The organism is Vulcanisaeta distributa DSM 14429, from assembly GCF_000148385.1.
GTDB classification, from domain to species: domain Archaea; phylum Thermoproteota; class Thermoprotei; order Thermoproteales; family Thermocladiaceae; genus Vulcanisaeta; species Vulcanisaeta distributa.
Map to the genome: position 1 here is coordinate 2,018,311 of NC_014537.1, position 18,066 is coordinate 2,036,376.

Below are 18,066 nucleotides of genomic sequence, written 5' to 3' on the forward strand. Positions count from 1 at the left end.
CCCCTGTCCACGTGATTTAAGTATTACTCTTCGACTCAACATACTGCTCACCACCAGCCTTAATCTCCTCAACCCTCACGGACTTCCTAACCCTATCCAACGCCATTATAGCCGTTATTAGGGTCATGAATTCTGTGGATGATGACAGTATGGTTACGACGAGTATGCCGAAGGCGACCACGGCATTAACAGCAAAGAGTGGAACCAGCGCTAGGAATATTGCGTTGAACATGAGTTCAAGCGATATTAAAACCCTAATCAGGTCATTAGCCCTCAATGCGCTGTAGTAACCAATCATTAGTATTATTGATGCAAATCCGTAAATTATCGCCGCATTCACGACCTCCATCCCCCACTCACCTCCAGGTAATACATTATTAAACCAATCATTATAGCCATCAAAAGCGAAGCCAATAACGCAATTAGTAATAGGCCATCGGGCGTTGATGCGAAGCTTATCAGTGATTGACTGGTTACCGGCGTCACCTCGTAGTTTGTGAATGCCGAGGCTATGATTATCGCAATTATGAATAGTAGCATTGGTGCTATCCAGGACTTACCAACACCACCCCTGAACTCAACCCTCCTGTATGTGGCTGCCAGGACTATGGTCATGGTTATTGTGGCGCCAACGAATATTAGGTATATTAGTATGAAGCCGTAGGTTATTCCGAACAGGCCATATACCGCGCCAACGAGGCCCGTCGCTATGGCTAAGTATATCGCCGCGTATAGGTTGTCCTTCGTTATGGTTATGCCTATGGCTGATAATACGGCGAAGATGCCAAGTGTTATTAATGCGTCGATGTACGTGCTAACCATAGCAAGGGAAGACATAACTCACGTATTTTTAAGTATAACCAATTGACATCCTTCTATATGCAGTATTTAAGGTCCTTAACCATGGTGGTAATGCAAATTAAGTTGGTCCTTAAGACACCGTGATGGGGCTGGTACTACTCTATACCGGTGATGGTAAGGGAAAGACAACGGCGGCGCTGGGGCTCGTCCTAAGGGCGGTTGGTCACGGCTATAGGGTCGTGATTGCCCACCTAATGAAGACCTTGATATACAGGGGTGAGTACGTCGGTGAGTACCTTGCAATTAAGAAATTCCTTGGTGATTACGTCGACATCTACTCACTGGACCCGGACCAGCACTTAACGCCTAGGGACGTGCTCAGGGCGGCGCTTGATAGGGCTAGGGAGGTTAAGCCCTTCCTACTGATACTGGATGAGGTCAATAATGCGGTGGCCAATGGCTATCTAACGGCTGATGAGGTCATTAATGGCATTAGGTCACTACCGCCTGAGGTTAATGTGGTGTTGACGGGTAGGGATGCGCCTAGGGAGTTCATGGAAATAGCCGACCTAATAACGATTATGGAGTCAAGGAAGCATTACTTCGATAGGGGTATAGTCGGTGTAAGAGGTCTGGAATGGTAATATTCTTTAATTCCCCACAAAGCCATTAACCAATGCCAACACTGAAGTTTAGGGATGATAGGCCCACGCTCATCGGCGTTGTGCACTTACCGCCATTACCAGGCTCTATTAGGTATGGTGGACTGGACATCAGCACGATCGTGGACTTCGCCGTTAGGAATGCCAGGGTGCTTGATGAGGCTGGCTTTGATGCCGTGATACTCGAGAACTACAACGATTATCCATTCAGGGTTAGGGTTAGGGAGGCTGAGACCATAGCCTCCATGGCGATAATAGCCAGGGAGGTGGTCAGGTCGGTGAATATACCCGTGGGCATCAACCTACTGAGGAATTCCGGCCCAGAGGCAGCCGCGATAGCAGCCGTGACCGGGGCATCCTTCATTAGGTCAAACGCCTACTGCGAGGCGGTGGTGAGTGTCGAGGGGTTGATAGAGCCGGTGGCCAGGGAGGTCCTCGAGGTAATGACGAGGCTCAACACAAAGATCACGGTGCTCGCCGACATATTCGTTAAACACGCAAGCCCACTGCACAGGATGACCATTGAGGACGTGGCCAGGGACTGCGTGGAGAGGGCCCTGGCCGACGCACTCGTGATCACGGGACCAAGGACCGGTGAACCACCAGACCCACTACTCCTTAGGCGCGTCGTTAAGGCGATGAATGCCAAGGTACTCGTGGGAAGCGGCATAAACCCAAATAATATAGGCGATTACAGGGAGGCCCACGGCTTCATAGTGGGCACATACCTAAAGGACGAGGAAGGACAAATAGACCTGGCAAAGGCCAGAAACATGGTAAACGCAGTAAAGGCATTAACAAAGCCGTGAATGAGTACCCACGACCCAGGAAATTGCATTACTTGTCAAAACTTGGACTGGAAGAGTGGAGGTAAGATTAATCTTACCTCCACTCTGCCTGCCCAACCATCAACTCCTAATAATCATCCAGGCCCAGACCACTCTCACAAACAATTCACGACAATGCACTTAATCCTAGCCTGCTAATTATGTCTTAGCACTTCTTATTACTGACTTAAACAGAAGGGGATTAATTTTCGCTTAATTGATTTATTATTAAAGCCTTGATATGATGTACAGTAATGAGATCGCGACTAGGTTTAGTACTGTAATCAGTAGTGTTGGTGCTGCGACCTCCATCCCAAGGCCCCAGGTGGACCACATGTAGTATATTGTTACCATTAGTATGCTTTCAACCAGGAGTATCACTGATATGGATAGTAGTATCTTACCTATTCGCGTAAAACCAACACTTACGTAATTCCTGAGGATCAATAACACGATTATTGTCTGTACAGCGGCAATCCCAATATCCACATACCATAGGTAGTGGGTCATGGCTCACCACCCTCCTCCATCTCCTCCCTCTCGTTAATACCCAATATCCTCATGACATCCCTAATAAGGTCCCACCTCTTTTCAAGCTTATCACTAATGAAGTATGGCGCCCCATAGCCGATATCTAACTTATTAACGAGCCCATACCTCTCAAGAAGCTCTAAGTGGTAAATCACGGTCCTGTAATTCACGTTTAACACCCTGGCCAATTGATTAGGGTTCATGGGCCTTTTCTTAAGGAGTAATAGGATCTTGAGTCTCATTAAACCTCCACGGGAGCCGCCAAGCAACCAAATAAGTATTTTCTTTAAGTCCCTCTCATATTCAACCATTAGGTACGTAACACTACCCGTCAATAATTTATAAGTTTTAAGCATTAATTATCCCGTGAAAGCCATTATTAATAAGGTGATTGCACCTCAGAATTCCCAACTTTAGTAAGAAAATGCAAACTAAATTGTAATAACACTTGAACAGTACCATGATTAATCAAGCCTAATATACGTTGCATTAATAAACAGTAATTAAGGTTGCATGAAGCCCATTATAATTTTATGATTAAAATCAAGGGAAATATTTTGAAGATTTTTAAATACAAGGTAATGTAGCCAACAACTTAGCTACCCCACGTAGGTGTACTTGATGATGAGCTTGACGATGATGAAGATGATGAGTAACTCGAAGATGGCGTTGATGATGGCATCATGGTGCCTGTCAGGTTAGTGAAGCCGTGGATTGGCGCCACGAATACCCAGGGTACGGGCTTTATGAAAACCACATTCACTATGTAATCATCGCCCACCAACCATGGGTTGGCAAAGGCGTAGTTGCCGCCAAGTAATGTCCCGTCTGGTAACTCCGTATAGCCTAGCCAGGTCCATGATGCCACTACCTCCGTAAGCGCCATCATGCTGCTTGGGTTATAGAAGGCCTGCGGTGGTAGGAAGGCGATGGTTATCACGGGTGTTGGGGAGCCTGAGGCGTTTACGAAGGTGTATCCTGGGCTTATCTCATTATTCACTGCGAAGGCGTATGAGAATATTGGCCAGTATATGGTGCCACTCTCATTTAGGTAGACTGGGTTGTAAACTGCTTGATACACCAGGCTGAAGTTGTAAGTACTGAGTATTTGGCCGCTGGGCGTCTTAACGTAGGTGCCGGGTGGTATGACCGCCAGTAGGTTGCCCACGGCGACGGCGCCGCCCTGTGTCGCATTCACGGTTATCGTGCCTATGCTAACGGGTACTAGCTCCGGCTCCATTGTCGTTACTTCAGTGCTATTTGGTGTGGTCTCTGAGGTGTATACCGTCATCGACATTGCCGGCATGCCCGTGTACGCGAAGATCCAGGGCACCGGCTTAACGAATTGGTAGTTCACGAATATGCCAGAGCCAACATACACCCAGTTGTCTGGGAATGCGTAGTGGCCGCCGACCAACGTGCCGTTTGGCTCCTCAGTGAACCCAAGCCATGTCCAGGTGGTCCACGTACTCGGCATCCTCACCACGGTAATTATTGCCTGCGGCTTACCCTCCTGATTAACGAATGTATAGCCCGGTGATACCTGCCCATTAACGGCATAGGCGAAGGCGTAAATTGGCGGTGAACCTCCCATGCCCATCTCCATGGGTGTTGGCCCGACATTCTCCAGCATGTAGTCAATTATTGAGAAATTATACGTACTGAGCATCTGCCCGCTTGGTGTCTCCACGTACGTGCCCGGCCTAATCACGGCTATTATGTTGCCAAGCCTAACCGTAGCTCCTTGTGCCGCGTTTACGGTGACCGTCGCCTCACCAATTGGTATTAACTCTGGTTGCATCATGCCCATACTTGAGTTGGACATGCCCTCTAATGATTGGTATTGGCTTTGTAGGCTCATATACTGGTTCTCCAGGTTTGTGTAGTTTGTCATTAGGCTTGAGTACTCGCTCTCCAGGGTCTCATACTTACTCTGTAACTGCTGGTATTGGCTTTGAAGTGCCATGTACTTACTGGCCATTGATGCAGTGGTTGAGTATAGGTAACCCACATACCCCAGTCCCGCCGCGAGTATTACCACCAGTATTACCAGTCCTATTGTTAGTGTGTTCATCAACCACGTACTCACGACCCTACTTAACTCTGTTTTTCGTAATCTCTTACAAATTCTTACCTAATCACTAAGTACTGTTTAAATTAGGTAAAACGCTAATCATTAAGTAGAAGACATGAAATTCCACCATGGACCTTACCCGCGGATTTTGAAGAGGCGAAGTGGTGATTAATCCAATTAGATGTAGCTCTTAACCCCCTTCATACCCAATGCATTCTCAAGCATCCTCTTTGCCGTGTAGTATCTCCTACAGTCTGGGCATAGGTACAGCCACTCCGGGTCACCCTTAATGCCCAGCCTAACCTTCGTAGCCATTATATGCCTCCTGGTATCGAAGGGTCTACCACACATTTTACAGGTGATCACCTCGTCGTAGACCACGTCAGTGCTGTCGCTCATTGGGAATTCCTTAGCCCTATCAACGGTTATTGCCTTCTCAGGGCATAACCTCGCGCAGTAGCCACAGCCAATGCACTTGAGGTTATTGAGCTTAAGCACTGTCTTATTACCATCCCTACCAACGTCAAATGCCCTCTCGGGGCACTTGGCAAAGCATACGCCACAGAATGAGCACTTAACATCATCCACATGGACACTAAATATCTTAAGTAATTCATTGGCTACTCCCGTGGTCCTTGGTCTAAGTCTCGTTAATGCCTTAATATAGTCATTACGCCTAATGCCCATGTAGATCATCCCCTCACCCACTTCCTCGCCGCCAATCATTGACAATGCACCATCCTCAGTGATGCTTAGCTTGAACGACTCCGTGAATGCATTAATCAATCCCTTGGCATAGTCAGCACCACCCAACTTACATGACTGGTCGGGGCACTCAACACCCACCTCAAGGGACTTGGCAAGCGCCATTGCCACCCACTCGGGACTGACTGAGTCGATGCACGGCACCCTATAGATGTACTCACCGTCCCTAGACTCCCTGGTGTTCAATGGGCATGTGAATGTAATCCTCCTAATACCCCTCACATTATTCAACTTATTAAGTAGGGCTACGTACTCATTATCGTCAGCGCCCACCATTGCCAGGGCACCGGTTGGGCACCTCGACACGCATAGGCCACATTCAATGCACGCGCTCTCATTGATAGTGACCCTATTATTAACTATGGATATTGCATTAGCCGGGCATGCATTGACGCACTCACCACAGCCAAACCTAGCCCTACATGCGTTTTCGAAGTATGTGGGTATGTTTTTCTCAACAACCTTGGTGACCCTACCCATCAGCAACTCCCTCCTGCTAATGGGGCCTTCAACAGCCACCTCCTTAGTGGTGACCCTCCTGGCCATTAACTGCGCCTTCAGCGCCTCCAACTCCTCATTACTCGGTGACCTGAGTATGTATATGTTCATTGGGTGTTTTCCCTGGACATTGACATTACCCAGCTTCCTGAGGACTATGATTACGGGGCCATCATGATCCTTAACCCTACTCAACTCCTCATCACTTGGGTCCTCGAGGATCAATAACCTACCCTCCTCACTCACCACCATAGGCATCCCTCACAGCCTTAATGACCTCCCTGTCCTGGACCACGAAATCCCTCGTGAAGTTGAGGAGGAGCTTGAAGTAGTCCGTCCTCACGAGCTTTAGCGACGTGCTCACGAATATTGGTACCCAATTAATTAAGTGATTATTTATGAAGTAGTCCTCCTCCTCAACGTACTTAACCGCACTACTCCAATCGTCATACTCCTTATACGCCAGGAAGCTCATGAAGGCGAACTCAACGGCAATATGGTCACCCCTCAAGTCCCTGAAGTCCTTATTAACGACTAGGTTATAATCAGCGTAGATCCTCTTGAGGGTTATTTCAGTGTTCATATCGAGATAGCCGGTGTGGGTGTAGCCCTCATACGGTATTGCGCCATAATCAACCCTCGTGAAGTCTACCTGTATTGGTGTTAATGCATTATAATCATTCACATTCTCCGCAAGACCCAACAGCTTAATTAAGTCATTCATTGACGGGTACAGACCAACCAGGACCCTTGCCACATCCCTAACCCTACCAATCCTCGACTTAATGAGCCTCTCAAAGTCACTGAGCCTATACGGGTATATGTAGGATGAGGCTAAGAAGTCGTAAATGATGGAACGAGAAAAGGCGAGTGATTTTAAGGCCTGTGGGTCTAGGCTCTCCATATTAATCACGTACCCTGGCCCTTGGCATTACCCACGCCACCACCGCAATGACCACCAGTGGGTTTGACACCCTTAAGCTTCTGGAGCAGTGTTGGTAGGTCAGCGGCGCCTGTCCTCAATGCAAACTCCTCAGGCTCCTCCTTAGTGACTATCCTGGTTGATTCATTAGTCTGCACGCCCGGCATTATGTATAGGCTTGGCGGGTCCGTACCAAACTCTGGGCCCATGGGCACGGCACCCTTCCTCACCGCAGTCCTGTAGATTATGCTGTTGGGGTCGTCCATATCACCGAATATCCTGGCGCCAGCCGGGCAATTCCTAACACATGGTGGTATCCTCTCGTAAAGCGGTAGTGACTCGTCATAGATTCTGTCGATTGCCATCACGCACTTCTTACTGACCCCCTCCACTGGGTCGAATATTATGTTGCCGTATGGGCATGCATTCTCGCAATACCTACAGCCGATGCAAACCTCGTAGTTAATCACCACGACGCCATCCTCCTTCCTCTTGTATATAGCCCCCGTCGGGCATACAGTGACGCATGCGGGATTCCTGCAGTGGAAGCAGCTGATTGGCACACTGAATGTCTTTGTGTTTGGGAACTCACCAACCTCTACCTGCAGCACCCTCATGAAGAATACTGACCATGGCGCCTTACCAGGCTCTGGACCCCATGGGTTTAGGTCAGTCATTGGACCGTAGCATCCGCTTGAGTGCCACTCCTTGCAAGCAAGCATGCATGCGTTACATCCAAAGCACTTGCTTAGGTCTGTGAGTATGGCTAGCTGGACCATTCAGGTCACCCCTGCCCGTTCTTTCTACCCTTCGGGTCCGTACCCGAGTTTGAGTTTGAACTGGATGGCGGCGTTGTGGCGCTTGAGAATGAGTAGCCCATGGAGTGCCTAATTGCCTCCTGGAACTGAAGCCACGTACTATTCACCTCATACCAGGTAATGCCCATCTCCTGCGGCGTCTTGTAGGCGTTGTAGTTGAACACCTTTATGTTCCAAGCCTCACTACCGACTATTAACTTAGGCGGCGTCTTAACTATTGGATCGGCATTGCCCCAGGCTGAGTATGGCTTATCATTGGCAATCCTAACAATCTTAACCCTCAGATCACCCCAGGCAGTCTTACCACTAAATATGTCAAACTGAAGTGTTGGGTACTGCCCACTCTGCACAGCCTTTATTAAGCCATCCACGGTGTATTGGTCATTGGGTACTCCACCCTGGCTATTCGCCCTAGTGTACACATATATGTCGTTAAACATGAAGCCCTTGGTCACCTCCAGGGCATTGGGCGGTAACGCCATCATTCCTGCCCTGGCATTCCTCGACTTCCAATAACCAACAACGCCCGGCGCTATGGCCTCAGTCAACTTAACCTGGCCTCTGGCGATCTCGCCACCCCTGCTTGTTAACTCAACCCAGTCACCATCCTTAATACCGTACTGGGCTGCGGTCTTCGGATTCATCCAAATCACTGAGTACGGTATTATCTGCCTCAACCATGGGTGGTGGTTCTCCCAGGTGTGGTAGAACCACGGCGTAGTCTTCCTATTGATAGTGGCCAGTGGGTACTCACTTGGTGGTGAGCCGTCAGGTGCTATCCAGTCCAGCGGCTCATACCATACGGCTATTGGGTGGTAGAACTGCTTAATAATCTGCGCCACGTGGCTACCCCACCAATCACTTGGTGGCGATGCATTCTTCTGGGCCAGCTGTAGGTACGACTGGTCGCCAGTCTTCTGATACATGTAGTAGAAGTATGCGTTCATGCCCTTCCACAGTCCGTAGGCTGCCAGTATGAACTTCATAATGATCTCCGAATATATCGGTATAATCACTGGCTTAGCATACGGCATTAGGCTGACACTTGCGGCCCACTCCAGGTAGCCCTTATTCACGTGCCTATAGTACCTAATCTCAAGCGGCAGTTCATAGTAGGCGAAGGCGTGACCCACGGTCTGAGTACCCGGTGAGACACCTGGTGGGTAAACTCCATTAGTGACCGGGATCTTCTGAAGCGGTGGATATGTATTGCTACTTGAGTATGCCGCCGCATTTATGAAGCCTGGGTATACGTACATCTTAATCTGGTCTGGGTTAGGCTCGCCCTTGCAGCATGACGTGCCGTCCTTACCCCTGGCCATATAAAGCACACCAACACCTGGCACGTACTGCCACTTCCACAGCCAGTCATACATTAGGTTGGGGTACATGGGCTCCCCGGTCTCGGTAACGAAGCCAGGCAACTGCAGCTTCTCGCCAAGCAGTATCTCGCCGTCGCTCCATGGCCTAACCTCCTTAAATAATGGCGGTAATATGGGCCACTCAATGTTGTCAGCGGGCCCATGCACTGATGATGTCGGCCTATCCAGTAGACTGTGCTCACCATACCTCTCGAAGAACGTGGTATCGGGTATCACCAAGTCGACACAGGGTACTGAACCGCCGTAGAATGTATCAACCTGCGCCACGAACGGTATCCTATACCTACCGTCGGTGTCCTTCATCCTGAGTAGACCTAGGTCCTTATCAATGTCGTAGGCGTTATCCCAGTATGGGTTCGTTATGTGCCATAGCAGGAACTCAATCCTATAAGGCCACTCAAGGCCAGCATCAATGTTAACGGCCGTGTAGTTCCTATGCACTGATAGCGGGAACTCCCAACTGAAGCCCCTATCTATCAGTAGTGGGTGCCCATTCTCGTCAATAACCATCTGGTCGGGCGTGTAGACTATAGGCTTAGTCGTTATTTGCAAAGCCTTTGGATAAGGTACCTTCTCAACACTCAGTATCTGCACCGTGCCATCGTTGAGTACTCTCTCCTGAACCATTGCACCGCCGACAACACCTATAAGCTTCTCGCCATTAGGTCCAGTGTATAGGCTTGGGTTAGAGTTGTAATCATCCTGAGTAATGTTCATTCTTGGATGAGCCGGTGTCACATATGCTGGCCAGTAGTCACCATCGGGTACTGGCCATGGAGCCGGTGGCTTATAGGCGAAGCCTCCAGGGGTGTCCACGGCACCGACCAGGGTTAGCAGTAGTGCGAAGGCCCTAGCTGTTACGAAACCGTTGCTGTGGGCTGATATGCCCCTCATTATGTAGACTGAGAATGGCGTACCTATGAAGTAGTCATGCTGCCTACCCAGGTAGTCAGTCCACTTAGCCGGTATAACAACCCTGCCATTATTAAGTAGGTTAACTATCTTCTGGGCGAGCTCCCTAATCTTATATGCCGGTGGCGTGCCCCAGGTCGCCTCAACATTCTCCGGGCTCCACTTATCCTGGAGCGCGATCTCCTTCAGTATGCTGAATACTGTCCTAACATTGAGCGTTATCGTCTGGTCACTGTCCGGGGCCACTGGTATTGTTATTGAGCCTTGCCACTCAAGGACGGGCTCAACACCGTTCTGCCAGGGTATGTCAGTGAATGGGTATAAATTACCGTCGCTGCCCATGACTATTGGCACCCAATCACCATTCTTATTCTTCATCCTGGCGAAGAGGCCAACGTTGGAGGCCTGCGGCGGTATTATTGAGCCGTCTGGGTTTGTTATTACGAGCCAGGGTGCATTGGTGTACCACTTCAGGTAATCCTCGTCGATTGAGTGTATTCCCTGCTCCCTCATCTTAAATAACTCATGAATTACTGACCAAACCACCATACCGTCAGTGCCAGGTATCACTGGTATCCACTCATTGGAAACCTGCGCGAAGTTACCGATTCTCTCAGGTGACATGTATATTATCTCACCGCCGTTGGTTATCACCTTCATCACCTCACGCCTCGTTATTGTCGGGAAGTGGTCCTGCGTCATACCGGCGATTATTAAAAGCTTCGTATAGTCACTGTCCCAGCCACCGTACTCCCACCAGGTACCGCCCATGGCGTAGGAACCACCTGACGCCACAGCCACTGCGCAGAAGCCTCCGTGTGCTGCCTGGTTTGGCGTGCCAAACATTGCGGCGAACCAAGTGTTCTCGGTTGGGTTATACTGGTCCCTGCCCGTGAAGTATACGAACTTGTATGGGCAGCACTCCCTAATTTGTTTAAGGCCTAGGAACCCGTACTTCCAACCCCTCTCCTGCAGGTATGATGCGTTGTCGCCATTAACGAGTATGTCGAGCATGTCATCATAGGTTATCTCCACAAAGTCTCCCTCACACCTCTCGCTGGTTGGTACCCTAAGTAATGGTGACCTAAGCCTTGCTGGGCTTAGGTAGTGAAGCATTGTGGTTGCGCCTATGTCGCATGTGGCTCCCTGGTTCCTGGTAAATATTGAGCCCGCAATGTACCTGGGTAATTTAGTCGTGCCACTGATTATCACCTCAACGTTGCACCTACCCAGGCATCCATAGCATGTCGTGAATGCAACTACGTCACTCGCAATCTCCTCCTGGGCCAGCCTGCTTTCTTTGAATATTTGCCCAAAGACAAATGCCTCCCTACCCACGGTACCTAGGAACGCCGCTGCTGCAGCCGTTACACCGGCGATCTTTAGAAAGTCCCTCCTCGTTATTAACCAATCCCTCTTAACCTCCCTTTCCTGGGTAAGCTTTGTGGCTGTCTCCATGCCCATCACCCCCACCACGGACCCCACTGTGGTTGTGTGTTGTAGAATGGTGGTATTGGTGAGTGGAAGTACGCCGTGGCAATCACCGTGTACCTAAGCGAGTACCCACCAACCATAACGGCTATGAATATTATCACTATCATTATAGCCGCGGTAGTGCTCAATGGGTTAATCCTCAATAGCGCTATTTCGAGTAGTAATGGTATGGCTATGCCTATTGATATAACCACGCCCCAGAATAATGGTGCGTACATACCGAATAAAAGCTCGTAAAGGTTCAACCCAGCTAAGTAGTGGTTTGCCATGGCCACAGCTATGAACAACGCCCAGCCAAACCCCTCAAAAATCTCCGCAAGTAGGTCCAGCCAACTTAACTCATGCAGCACATGAGCTAACTCGCTTGTGCCTCCATCAGCCTTCACGGGCACTGTCGTTGTTACAGGCTTCTCGAAAAACCTGGCAACTAATAGCGAGAATGCGGAGCCATATGCGAGACCTGATGATAGCCATAGCAGTGGTAGCACGCCATTCCACCAATAGGACTTGCCACCAGCTGCTGCGAATAGGAATGCTGTGTATACCGTAGCTGCTATGCCTGTTAGCATTATTAAGTAGTCAAGGACTAATTGTGCAGGTCTAACGTACTTACCGAGGACGGCCCTCGCCAGTGATGGTATGTAGGTTATTGCCAGGTATATTATTCCCCAAATAACCATACCGCTTAGGAATAGGACACCCCAGTCCATCCATGATTGGGCGAGCCTACCATGTGGGTAGCCAATGAATATTATGTTGCCAGCCCTCTCAGGCCTACCTAAATCAATTATGAAGAAGGCTAGGGCAGCTAGTATGAAGATCCAGCCAGCGGTCATGTTTATCTTAACCATCCTACTGACCTTACCCCTAACATTATAAACCGCGGCCAGTAGCATCATCATGCTTCCAAGCGCCGTTAGGAAGACCGCAGCAGCGATTCTCCAGCCCCATATCATGTGATAGCCTGGCGGCATGTATGGGCCCCAGCCTGTCCAGCTAACTGGCCAGGGTAATGACATCGGTTATTACCTAGTTACGTGTTGGATATAAGCGGTGCTTTCTCACTTGATATAAACAGCCGTAGTTATACCTGTGCCTAGGAATTACCTACTTTCATATGAGTGAAAGGTTTTAAGTAGATTGCCCTTGTTCATTATGGACGTGAGTATTGGGCAGTTTAAACGTAGTGCATAACCATTAATCCTGCATTTAATGGCCACTGGCTTTACGAAAGGCTTTCCAGAACTCTCCTCTATTAGTAATGCAGCTTTACACCCATCATTTAGGGTAACCACTGGTAATAATTCAAGTAATGCCTTGGCGATTACCCTCTCGGCCTTCCTAACGAGCTCTAGAGGTACATTCAGGGTCTCCGCAATTACTTGGTCTAGGGGCTTCATGCCTATCCTTAGATTGTCAGGGAGCAGAACTAGGACAGTCCTACTTAAGCTACTGGCGCAGAAATCCTCAATCTTCCTACCCAGCCTAACCAATCCCTTAATTAATAATGAAATGTATTCCTTAACCTCATCATCACTAAAATCCTCCAGTCCCCAGTCTTCTTTCAATTTCATAATCACGTACCTAAAAGCCGCATCATTAGCCCTAACAGCACCCGTTAAATAAGCAACAGATAGTAGGAAGGCGCCTCTAGCAGTAACCACGTACTGTCCCTTATTAACCTTCTCAACAAAACCCATCGATAGAAGTTCTAACATCTTTCTATAAATTGTCGCTATGCTTAACCCAGTTACCTTGGATAGGTACGTTAATGACAATGTATTGATACCTCTTTGCATTAAGGCTAATTGAAACATCGAGACGATGAGAGTTTCAAGAATAAGTATATGAATTGAATCTAGCGAATCTTCCCTAACTAATAAATGAGGCATCATTATTAATAATTTTAAATCATGATTTAGTATTAAAGCGTTTTGGGAGTATGCTAAGATTCTTACTCGTTAAATGCCTTATGAATTAATGATAAGGCTACAGGGCAGTCACTATTAAGCGAATAGCCCCTAATCCTACATTTAATGGCGAGTATTACCGGCGAGACCCTAATCGACTGGTCCCCAGCCAATACAACCACTGCCCTGCAACCATCCCTTAAACGGATGCTTGGTAGGTAATCAAGTAGTGCCTTGGCGATTACCCTCTCGGCTTGCTTCACCTCATCAATACTCACACCCAGGTACTCGGCTATTGAGTGGGTTAGAGAGATCCTACCGTTATTAATGCCGTCGGGTAATACGTAATAAACAGAATTACTAAGTGAATTAACATTGGCGTTTAATGGCGAGAGACCCGCCTTATTAAATCCTTTATATAGTAATTTTAAGTAACTAATTACCTCATTACGATCAAATTCCTCAAGGTCCCAATCCTCCCTCAACTTATCAATGGCCAACTCAAAGACATCCTTATTTATGGAACCCCCATTACTTAGGTACATCATTGCAAGTAGTAACACGCCCTTAGTGGTTATTACGTAATGACCCTTACTAACCCGCTCTATCAAGCCAAGATTCATCAGGTCGAGGGCCTTCCTATATGCTGTGGCTATGCTCATACCCGTACTCATCGAAATATAGTAAAGAGAATCCAAATTCCTACTACAACGCCTTACCTTACCCTTAATGAGATGAAGAAGGAGTGCCTGAAGTATTAGTATGTGGTAATTATCTAGGTAGTAAATACTCATATTAAATCACCTAGAAAATAACATAAATGTACTATTTTTAACCTTTATTGTCAAAAAAATGACACTACAAACGTAGAAAACATGCAAAAGTGAATGCTGGAATCTAGAGCAGAAAGTGTAACTTTTCGATAAGTTAATAATTTATGATTTATGGAAAAACATGCATTAATATAGTAATAAATTTGTTTAAATACTCATGGTTTTTCATGATATCTTATACAATGTATATTTTCATTTTTCTCAGTATCTAGAAACTAATCCTTAATAGAACAATATCTTTGCGGTATTCTCGATAAATATGACAGAAATAGTCAAATATATGGAAAAGACTGTGGAGGTATCTAGTGTTGAGAGGTTCTTGCCTATACTGAGGGTTACGTTGGGTTGGATGTACTTCTCTGCGTTCCTGAGGAGAACTGTTAATGTGCCTGCAAAGCTTAACCCATCATCCACTGCGTATGTTGGTGGTAAGTTGATAACGTTCTTGCCACATGCGTGGCAACCTGTTGTTGGGCAGCTTGAGTGGGTATTGCTACATCCGCACCTGCTTTACATATTCCTACTCTTCTTCACGGCTGTCGAGGGGATATTTGGCTTATTAATGATTCTTGGCTTCATGACGAGGCTCTCCGGGCTCGTAATAACCATACTAGCCTGGAGCATTGGGGCTGCTGGTGGTTGGTTGGGGCCTACGTGTGTTGATGAGTGGCAGATTGCGGCTGTTGAAGGCGCCGCCGCATTTATGTTCGTGTTTACAGGTAGTAGGTGGTTATCGATTGATCAGTACCTGGCTAAGAAGTATCCAAGGGGCTTAAGGATATGGAGTGTGTACGTACCACTATGGTGAGGTGGTGAGTATGGATAGGACAACCGCGCTTGCACTGTTGGGCTTCATAATCGCCACCGGGGTAACGATGGGTCTATACCAAATAAACTTTCAGGGATTCACCCACCTAACCAACTACTCAAAGACACCCGCTTACTCACTGGCTGGTACTCAATTACTTGAGAATGGTACATTACTACTACACATCACTAGGGTGGCGGGTCCGGACACATACGGTGGATTCATAGTACTCGTACAGGTACTTTACCCAAATGGTACCATAGCTTATGAATGGAACTCAACATACCTAGGCCACATACCCCAATACGACATCATAAATAAGTATAACCTACCAGGGCATTTAGTGCACTCCGACGGCTTCGCCCTCGTGGTACCACTGGGCCAGTCTGCCATTGTTAAGTTATATGCACAAACAACATTCAGCCCAGGGACCTACATTGTCAGAGTTTACGATGTTGATGGGCAATACGAGGCGTACGGAATTAAGTTCCAGGTATACGTAACAGTCAGCGGGTAAAGCGATGAGTCCTACCAATCTCTCATTAAAAACCATTCCTTCTTCTCACCTTCTTTTAACTCACACCTACTTAACTCCAATTACCTCCCTAACCTCATCAATCAACGGCCTTATGTACTTAACCCTCCTCTCAACCTCATCAATCTTTATCCTAACCTCGTGGAACCCGTTAACGTGTAGGAAATAAGCCTCAGCCCATGCCCTCTCCGCCACATCGCCTAGTTTCGAAGCCGCATCATCGAGTAGGCTCACGGTCCATCTGCCCTTCTCTAGGGCTTCCCTGGCCTCATCGAGGTTTTTGGCAATGGCTAATGCCTTGATAGCCTCCTCCACAGCCTTATACAACTTCTCACTGGCCTGAACCACATCACCCCTACCGACAAAGTTAAGACCCTCACTAAACATGACCAAGGCCAACTCGGCATGAGCCTTAGCGGTGTCTGAGGGGTCTAGGTTGAGCTTTGCGGCTAGTACGTCTATTATGTAGTCAAGGTCTAACCCCCTTTTTCTAAGTGCTTCGATTAATGTCTGCGGTATGCTCATTATTATTAATAATTTTCCGCGGATTTATTAAGTCTTGTATGGTTAAGTTGGGTAGTGAAATCACTGCTCCAGGTTAATGCCGTAGGTCCTCATTAGGTCAACGAGCCTAACTGCTTCATGCCTCATCTGCCTTATCCAAGCCGTCACTTCACCACTCCACTCCTCAGTGGTGTATATGAAGAATTCAATCCTGGGCTCAATGAATTCCTTAAGCAACAACCTCCTCTCCAACTGATCCATACCCCTCACGTCATCACTAATAATCACTAGGTCAATGTCACTCATGTCCGTGTAATCACCCTAGCCCTGGAACCAACCACGTAAACCTCAGAAATACCAATCCTAGACCTTGCCCTCCTCACGAACTCCCAAGCCCTCCTGAGTAGGACAACCTGACTCTCTACTGCAGATTTTGCCTTACCCATTCAACCACCTCCCTAGCCATCTCAAGAGCCTTCCTAGCCTTACCCTCAGTATATACTTCGTATGGTAGCCCATTAGCCGCATCAGGGTACCTGGAGACTGTGTAATGCATGGTCAACTCCCTAAGGTAATCCATTATTCGTGATACATCGATACGAAGCTCATCCCTAATTATGTAGCCGAGCTCCACCAAATCATGGCCACTGACCACCTTACCCCTCGAAATAACGGCTTATTGAGACCAAAATGCGTAGGCGTAATAGTCGCCAGAATTAAGGGAGTTCTCCGCCGTACGCAGGTCCCTAAGTGCCTGGGCAAGCCATTTTTGGTACTCCATTACTCATTAACTAATTACTACCAGGGCTTAAAATATCATTCCGTAGTAGTGTCCGTAGTATTTCATGAACATGTCATACCATGTTAATGGATAACGGCAAGGATAGGTCCAGACTACACCTTAGGCATGTTCCTATATATTACCTTACTCCATACGTACCCCGCCTCGAATAGTGCTATGAACATTATGAACCATAGTAGTGTGCTTATTAGTGTTGGGTCTGGGTTTATTATGGCTATGGCCACGAGGACCCCGAAGTATATGTAGGGCCTATTCCTCGAGAGCATGTCAGGCGTTATTAAGCCGATTTGCGTCAGTAGCGCGATTATCACGGGCGTTTCAAAGAGGAAACCTGCGAAGAATAAGGTTGCAATGAACGTGTCCAGGAAGCCACTCGTGGTGAGCAAGTGCACGAAACCGAATAGGCAACTCCAGAATAGGCTTATCCTTAGGAAGGCTGGGAATACGAAGTAGTAACCAATGAACATGCCTAGGTAGAAGAGTATGGTTGCAACCCACACATACCTCCTAACGGCTCTAAGCTCATGGGGGTAAAGGGCTGGCTTGATGTATTGGTAAATTTCATAAATTAGCACTGGTATTGTAACGAGGAGGGCAATAACTATGCTAAGCTCAACACTGAACACGAACGGCCCGAGTACGGTGGTTGATATTATGCCTATGGGCTTAGTGGAGTTGCCAATAACCACGTAACCACTGGCGCAGGATACCGACTCCGCAGGCGCCATGATAAGGCTATATATGTAGTGCCTATAAACATAGGCTATTATTGGGTTGTACTCCATGGTGAAGAAGCCAATGACGACCTGGGCAATGTTATGACTATGTACATCGGGCATTGGCAACCAAAGGATTACGAACACCACAGCAAACACAATCAAAGCCCTCCTAAGCCTAACCCCAAGCTCACGGATATGCTCCCAAAAAGGCAACTCCCTATCATAAGGCGGCCTATCCTCACTCATTATCAATTAATGATATGTGTGTG

At 47.7% G+C, this 18,066-nt stretch carries 20 protein-coding genes and 1 pseudogene; 4 read left to right on the plus strand and 17 right to left on the minus strand.

The features are described 5' to 3' along the window. Window positions 1-16 precede the first annotated feature (16 nt). Window positions 17-349 carry an NADH-quinone oxidoreductase subunit K gene (locus VDIS_RS10615; protein WP_013337250.1) on the minus strand — a complete coding sequence of 111 codons (333 nt, stop codon included), beginning with the start codon at window positions 347-349 and terminating at the stop codon, window positions 17-19. Further along, complete coding sequence (locus VDIS_RS10620; protein WP_013337251.1) at window positions 337-822, minus strand: hypothetical protein; 486 nt, start codon at window positions 820-822, stop codon at window positions 337-339. The genes VDIS_RS10615 and VDIS_RS10620 overlap by 13 nt, the downstream gene beginning before the upstream one ends. 122 nt (window positions 823-944) lie before the next feature. Here VDIS_RS10620 and VDIS_RS10625 point away from each other — a divergent pair, with 122 nt between their 5' ends. Further along, window positions 945-1,445 carry a cob(I)yrinic acid a,c-diamide adenosyltransferase gene (locus tag VDIS_RS10625; protein WP_013337252.1) on the plus strand — a complete coding sequence of 167 codons (501 nt, stop codon included), beginning with the start codon at window positions 945-947 and terminating at the stop codon, window positions 1,443-1,445. 32 nt (window positions 1,446-1,477) lie between these two features. After that, window positions 1,478-2,272, plus strand: a complete 795-nt coding sequence (locus tag VDIS_RS10630; protein WP_013337253.1) for a BtpA/SgcQ family protein — start codon at window positions 1,478-1,480, stop codon at window positions 2,270-2,272. Window positions 2,273-2,518: 246 nt separating this feature from the next. Here the strand turns inward: VDIS_RS10630 and VDIS_RS10635 are convergent, their stop codons facing one another. The 10 genes from VDIS_RS10635 to VDIS_RS10680 all read right to left on the minus strand — a co-directional run bounded on the left by VDIS_RS10635 (window position 2,519) and on the right by VDIS_RS10680 (window position 14,390). Then, window positions 2,519-2,800 (minus strand): hypothetical protein, encoded by a 282-nt coding sequence (locus VDIS_RS10635; protein WP_013337254.1) that lies wholly within the window; start codon window positions 2,798-2,800, stop codon window positions 2,519-2,521. Further along, entirely contained in the window at window positions 2,797-3,132 is a 336-nt protein-coding gene (locus VDIS_RS10640; protein ID WP_245522514.1) for a helix-turn-helix domain-containing protein, read from the minus strand. Before VDIS_RS10640 ends, VDIS_RS10635 begins: the two co-directional genes overlap by 4 nt. A gap of 284 nt (window positions 3,133-3,416) precedes the next feature. Further along, on the minus strand, window positions 3,417-4,895 hold the full coding sequence (locus VDIS_RS10645; RefSeq protein ID WP_013337256.1) for a hypothetical protein: 1,479 nt from the start codon (window positions 4,893-4,895) through the stop codon (window positions 3,417-3,419). A 177-nt stretch (window positions 4,896-5,072) separates the two neighbouring features. Continuing rightward, entirely contained in the window at window positions 5,073-6,416 is a 1,344-nt protein-coding gene (locus VDIS_RS10650; protein ID WP_245522515.1) for a 4Fe-4S binding protein, read from the minus strand. Then, on the minus strand, window positions 6,397-7,062 hold the full coding sequence (locus tag VDIS_RS10655; protein ID WP_013337258.1) for a TorD/DmsD family molecular chaperone: 666 nt from the start codon (window positions 7,060-7,062) through the stop codon (window positions 6,397-6,399). The genes VDIS_RS10650 and VDIS_RS10655 overlap by 20 nt, the downstream gene beginning before the upstream one ends. Window positions 7,063-7,067: 5 nt before the next feature. After that, entirely contained in the window at window positions 7,068-7,859 is a 792-nt protein-coding gene (locus VDIS_RS10660; RefSeq protein ID WP_013337259.1) for a 4Fe-4S dicluster domain-containing protein, read from the minus strand. A gap of 5 nt (window positions 7,860-7,864) precedes the next feature. Then, window positions 7,865-11,650 (minus strand): molybdopterin dinucleotide binding domain-containing protein, encoded by a 3,786-nt coding sequence (locus VDIS_RS10665; protein WP_148678332.1) that lies wholly within the window; start codon window positions 11,648-11,650, stop codon window positions 7,865-7,867. A gap of 5 nt (window positions 11,651-11,655) precedes the next feature. Continuing rightward, complete coding sequence (gene nrfD / locus VDIS_RS10670) at window positions 11,656-12,705, minus strand: NrfD/PsrC family molybdoenzyme membrane anchor subunit (RefSeq protein WP_013337261.1); 1,050 nt, start codon at window positions 12,703-12,705, stop codon at window positions 11,656-11,658. 84 nt (window positions 12,706-12,789) lie between these two features. Further along, window positions 12,790-13,578, minus strand: coding sequence for an IclR family transcriptional regulator (locus VDIS_RS10675; RefSeq protein ID WP_013337262.1), 789 nt, complete (start codon window positions 13,576-13,578; stop codon window positions 12,790-12,792). Window positions 13,579-13,640: 62 nt separating this feature from the next. After that, entirely contained in the window at window positions 13,641-14,390 is a 750-nt protein-coding gene (locus VDIS_RS10680) for a hypothetical protein (protein WP_013337263.1), read from the minus strand. A 319-nt stretch (window positions 14,391-14,709) separates the two neighbouring features. Here VDIS_RS10680 and VDIS_RS10685 point away from each other — a divergent pair, with 319 nt between their 5' ends. Together VDIS_RS10685 and VDIS_RS10690 are read left to right on the plus strand one after the other, a co-directional pair. After that, window positions 14,710-15,237, plus strand: coding sequence for a TQO small subunit DoxD (locus VDIS_RS10685; RefSeq protein WP_052885942.1), 528 nt, complete (start codon window positions 14,710-14,712; stop codon window positions 15,235-15,237). Window positions 15,238-15,247: 10 nt separating this feature from the next. Beyond that, on the plus strand, window positions 15,248-15,754 hold the full coding sequence (locus VDIS_RS10690; RefSeq protein ID WP_013337265.1) for a TQO small subunit DoxA domain-containing protein: 507 nt from the start codon (window positions 15,248-15,250) through the stop codon (window positions 15,752-15,754). A gap of 66 nt (window positions 15,755-15,820) precedes the next feature. Here the strand turns inward: VDIS_RS10690 and VDIS_RS10695 are convergent, their stop codons facing one another. The 5 genes and pseudogenes from VDIS_RS10695 to tatC form a co-directional block, all read right to left on the minus strand. After that, the gene (locus tag VDIS_RS10695; protein WP_013337266.1) at window positions 15,821-16,297 is read right to left on the minus strand and encodes a PaREP1 family protein; all 477 of its coding nucleotides are present in this window, start codon (window positions 16,295-16,297) and stop codon (window positions 15,821-15,823) included. 60 nt (window positions 16,298-16,357) lie between these two features. After that, window positions 16,358-16,582, minus strand: a complete 225-nt coding sequence (locus VDIS_RS10700; RefSeq protein ID WP_013337267.1) for a hypothetical protein — start codon at window positions 16,580-16,582, stop codon at window positions 16,358-16,360. Beyond that, a complete protein-coding gene (locus VDIS_RS12895) occupies window positions 16,579-16,722 on the minus strand; it encodes a hypothetical protein (protein ID WP_013337268.1) in 144 nt (47 codons plus the stop codon). Before VDIS_RS12895 ends, VDIS_RS10700 begins: the two co-directional genes overlap by 4 nt. Continuing rightward, a pseudogene (locus VDIS_RS10705) lies at window positions 16,698-17,057 on the minus strand (HEPN domain-containing protein). Before VDIS_RS10705 ends, VDIS_RS12895 begins: the two are co-directional and overlap by 25 nt. 113 nt (window positions 17,058-17,170) lie before the next feature. After that, window positions 17,171-18,043: a twin-arginine translocase subunit TatC gene (tatC, locus tag VDIS_RS10710; RefSeq protein ID WP_013337269.1), complete on the minus strand. Its 873-nt coding sequence runs from the start codon at window positions 18,041-18,043 to the stop codon at window positions 17,171-17,173. Window positions 18,044-18,066: the final 23 nt, after the last annotated feature.

Coding starts and splice junctions, on each gene's coding strand:
- VDIS_RS10615 (WP_013337250.1), bottom strand. CDS start 349: ATGGAGGTCGTGAATGCGGCGATAATTTACGGATTTGCATCAATAATA.
- VDIS_RS10620 (WP_013337251.1), bottom strand. CDS start 822: ATGGTTAGCACGTACATCGACGCATTAATAACACTTGGCATCTTCGCC.
- VDIS_RS10625 (WP_013337252.1), top strand. CDS start 945: ATGGGGCTGGTACTACTCTATACCGGTGATGGTAAGGGAAAGACAACG.
- VDIS_RS10630 (WP_013337253.1), top strand. CDS start 1,478: ATGCCAACACTGAAGTTTAGGGATGATAGGCCCACGCTCATCGGCGTT.
- VDIS_RS10635 (WP_013337254.1), bottom strand. CDS start 2,800: ATGACCCACTACCTATGGTATGTGGATATTGGGATTGCCGCTGTACAG.
- VDIS_RS10640 (WP_245522514.1), bottom strand. CDS start 3,132: ATGGTTGAATATGAGAGGGACTTAAAGAAAATACTTATTTGGTTGCTT.
- VDIS_RS10645 (WP_013337256.1), bottom strand. CDS start 4,895: ATGAACACACTAACAATAGGACTGGTAATACTGGTGGTAATACTCGCG.
- VDIS_RS10650 (WP_245522515.1), bottom strand. CDS start 6,416: ATGCCTATGGTGGTGAGTGAGGAGGGTAGGTTATTGATCCTCGAGGAC.
- VDIS_RS10655 (WP_013337258.1), bottom strand. CDS start 7,062: ATGGAGAGCCTAGACCCACAGGCCTTAAAATCACTCGCCTTTTCTCGT.
- VDIS_RS10660 (WP_013337259.1), bottom strand. CDS start 7,859: ATGGTCCAGCTAGCCATACTCACAGACCTAAGCAAGTGCTTTGGATGT.
- VDIS_RS10665 (WP_148678332.1), bottom strand. CDS start 11,650: ATGGAGACAGCCACAAAGCTTACCCAGGAAAGGGAGGTTAAGAGGGAT.
- nrfD (WP_013337261.1), bottom strand. CDS start 12,705: ATGTCATTACCCTGGCCAGTTAGCTGGACAGGCTGGGGCCCATACATG.
- VDIS_RS10675 (WP_013337262.1), bottom strand. CDS start 13,578: ATGCCTCATTTATTAGTTAGGGAAGATTCGCTAGATTCAATTCATATA.
- VDIS_RS10680 (WP_013337263.1), bottom strand. CDS start 14,390: ATGAGTATTTACTACCTAGATAATTACCACATACTAATACTTCAGGCA.
- VDIS_RS10685 (WP_052885942.1), top strand. CDS start 14,710: ATGGAAAAGACTGTGGAGGTATCTAGTGTTGAGAGGTTCTTGCCTATA.
- VDIS_RS10690 (WP_013337265.1), top strand. CDS start 15,248: ATGGATAGGACAACCGCGCTTGCACTGTTGGGCTTCATAATCGCCACC.
- VDIS_RS10695 (WP_013337266.1), bottom strand. CDS start 16,297: ATGAGCATACCGCAGACATTAATCGAAGCACTTAGAAAAAGGGGGTTA.
- VDIS_RS10700 (WP_013337267.1), bottom strand. CDS start 16,582: ATGAGTGACATTGACCTAGTGATTATTAGTGATGACGTGAGGGGTATG.
- VDIS_RS12895 (WP_013337268.1), bottom strand. CDS start 16,722: ATGGGTAAGGCAAAATCTGCAGTAGAGAGTCAGGTTGTCCTACTCAGG.
- tatC (WP_013337269.1), bottom strand. CDS start 18,043: ATGAGTGAGGATAGGCCGCCTTATGATAGGGAGTTGCCTTTTTGGGAG.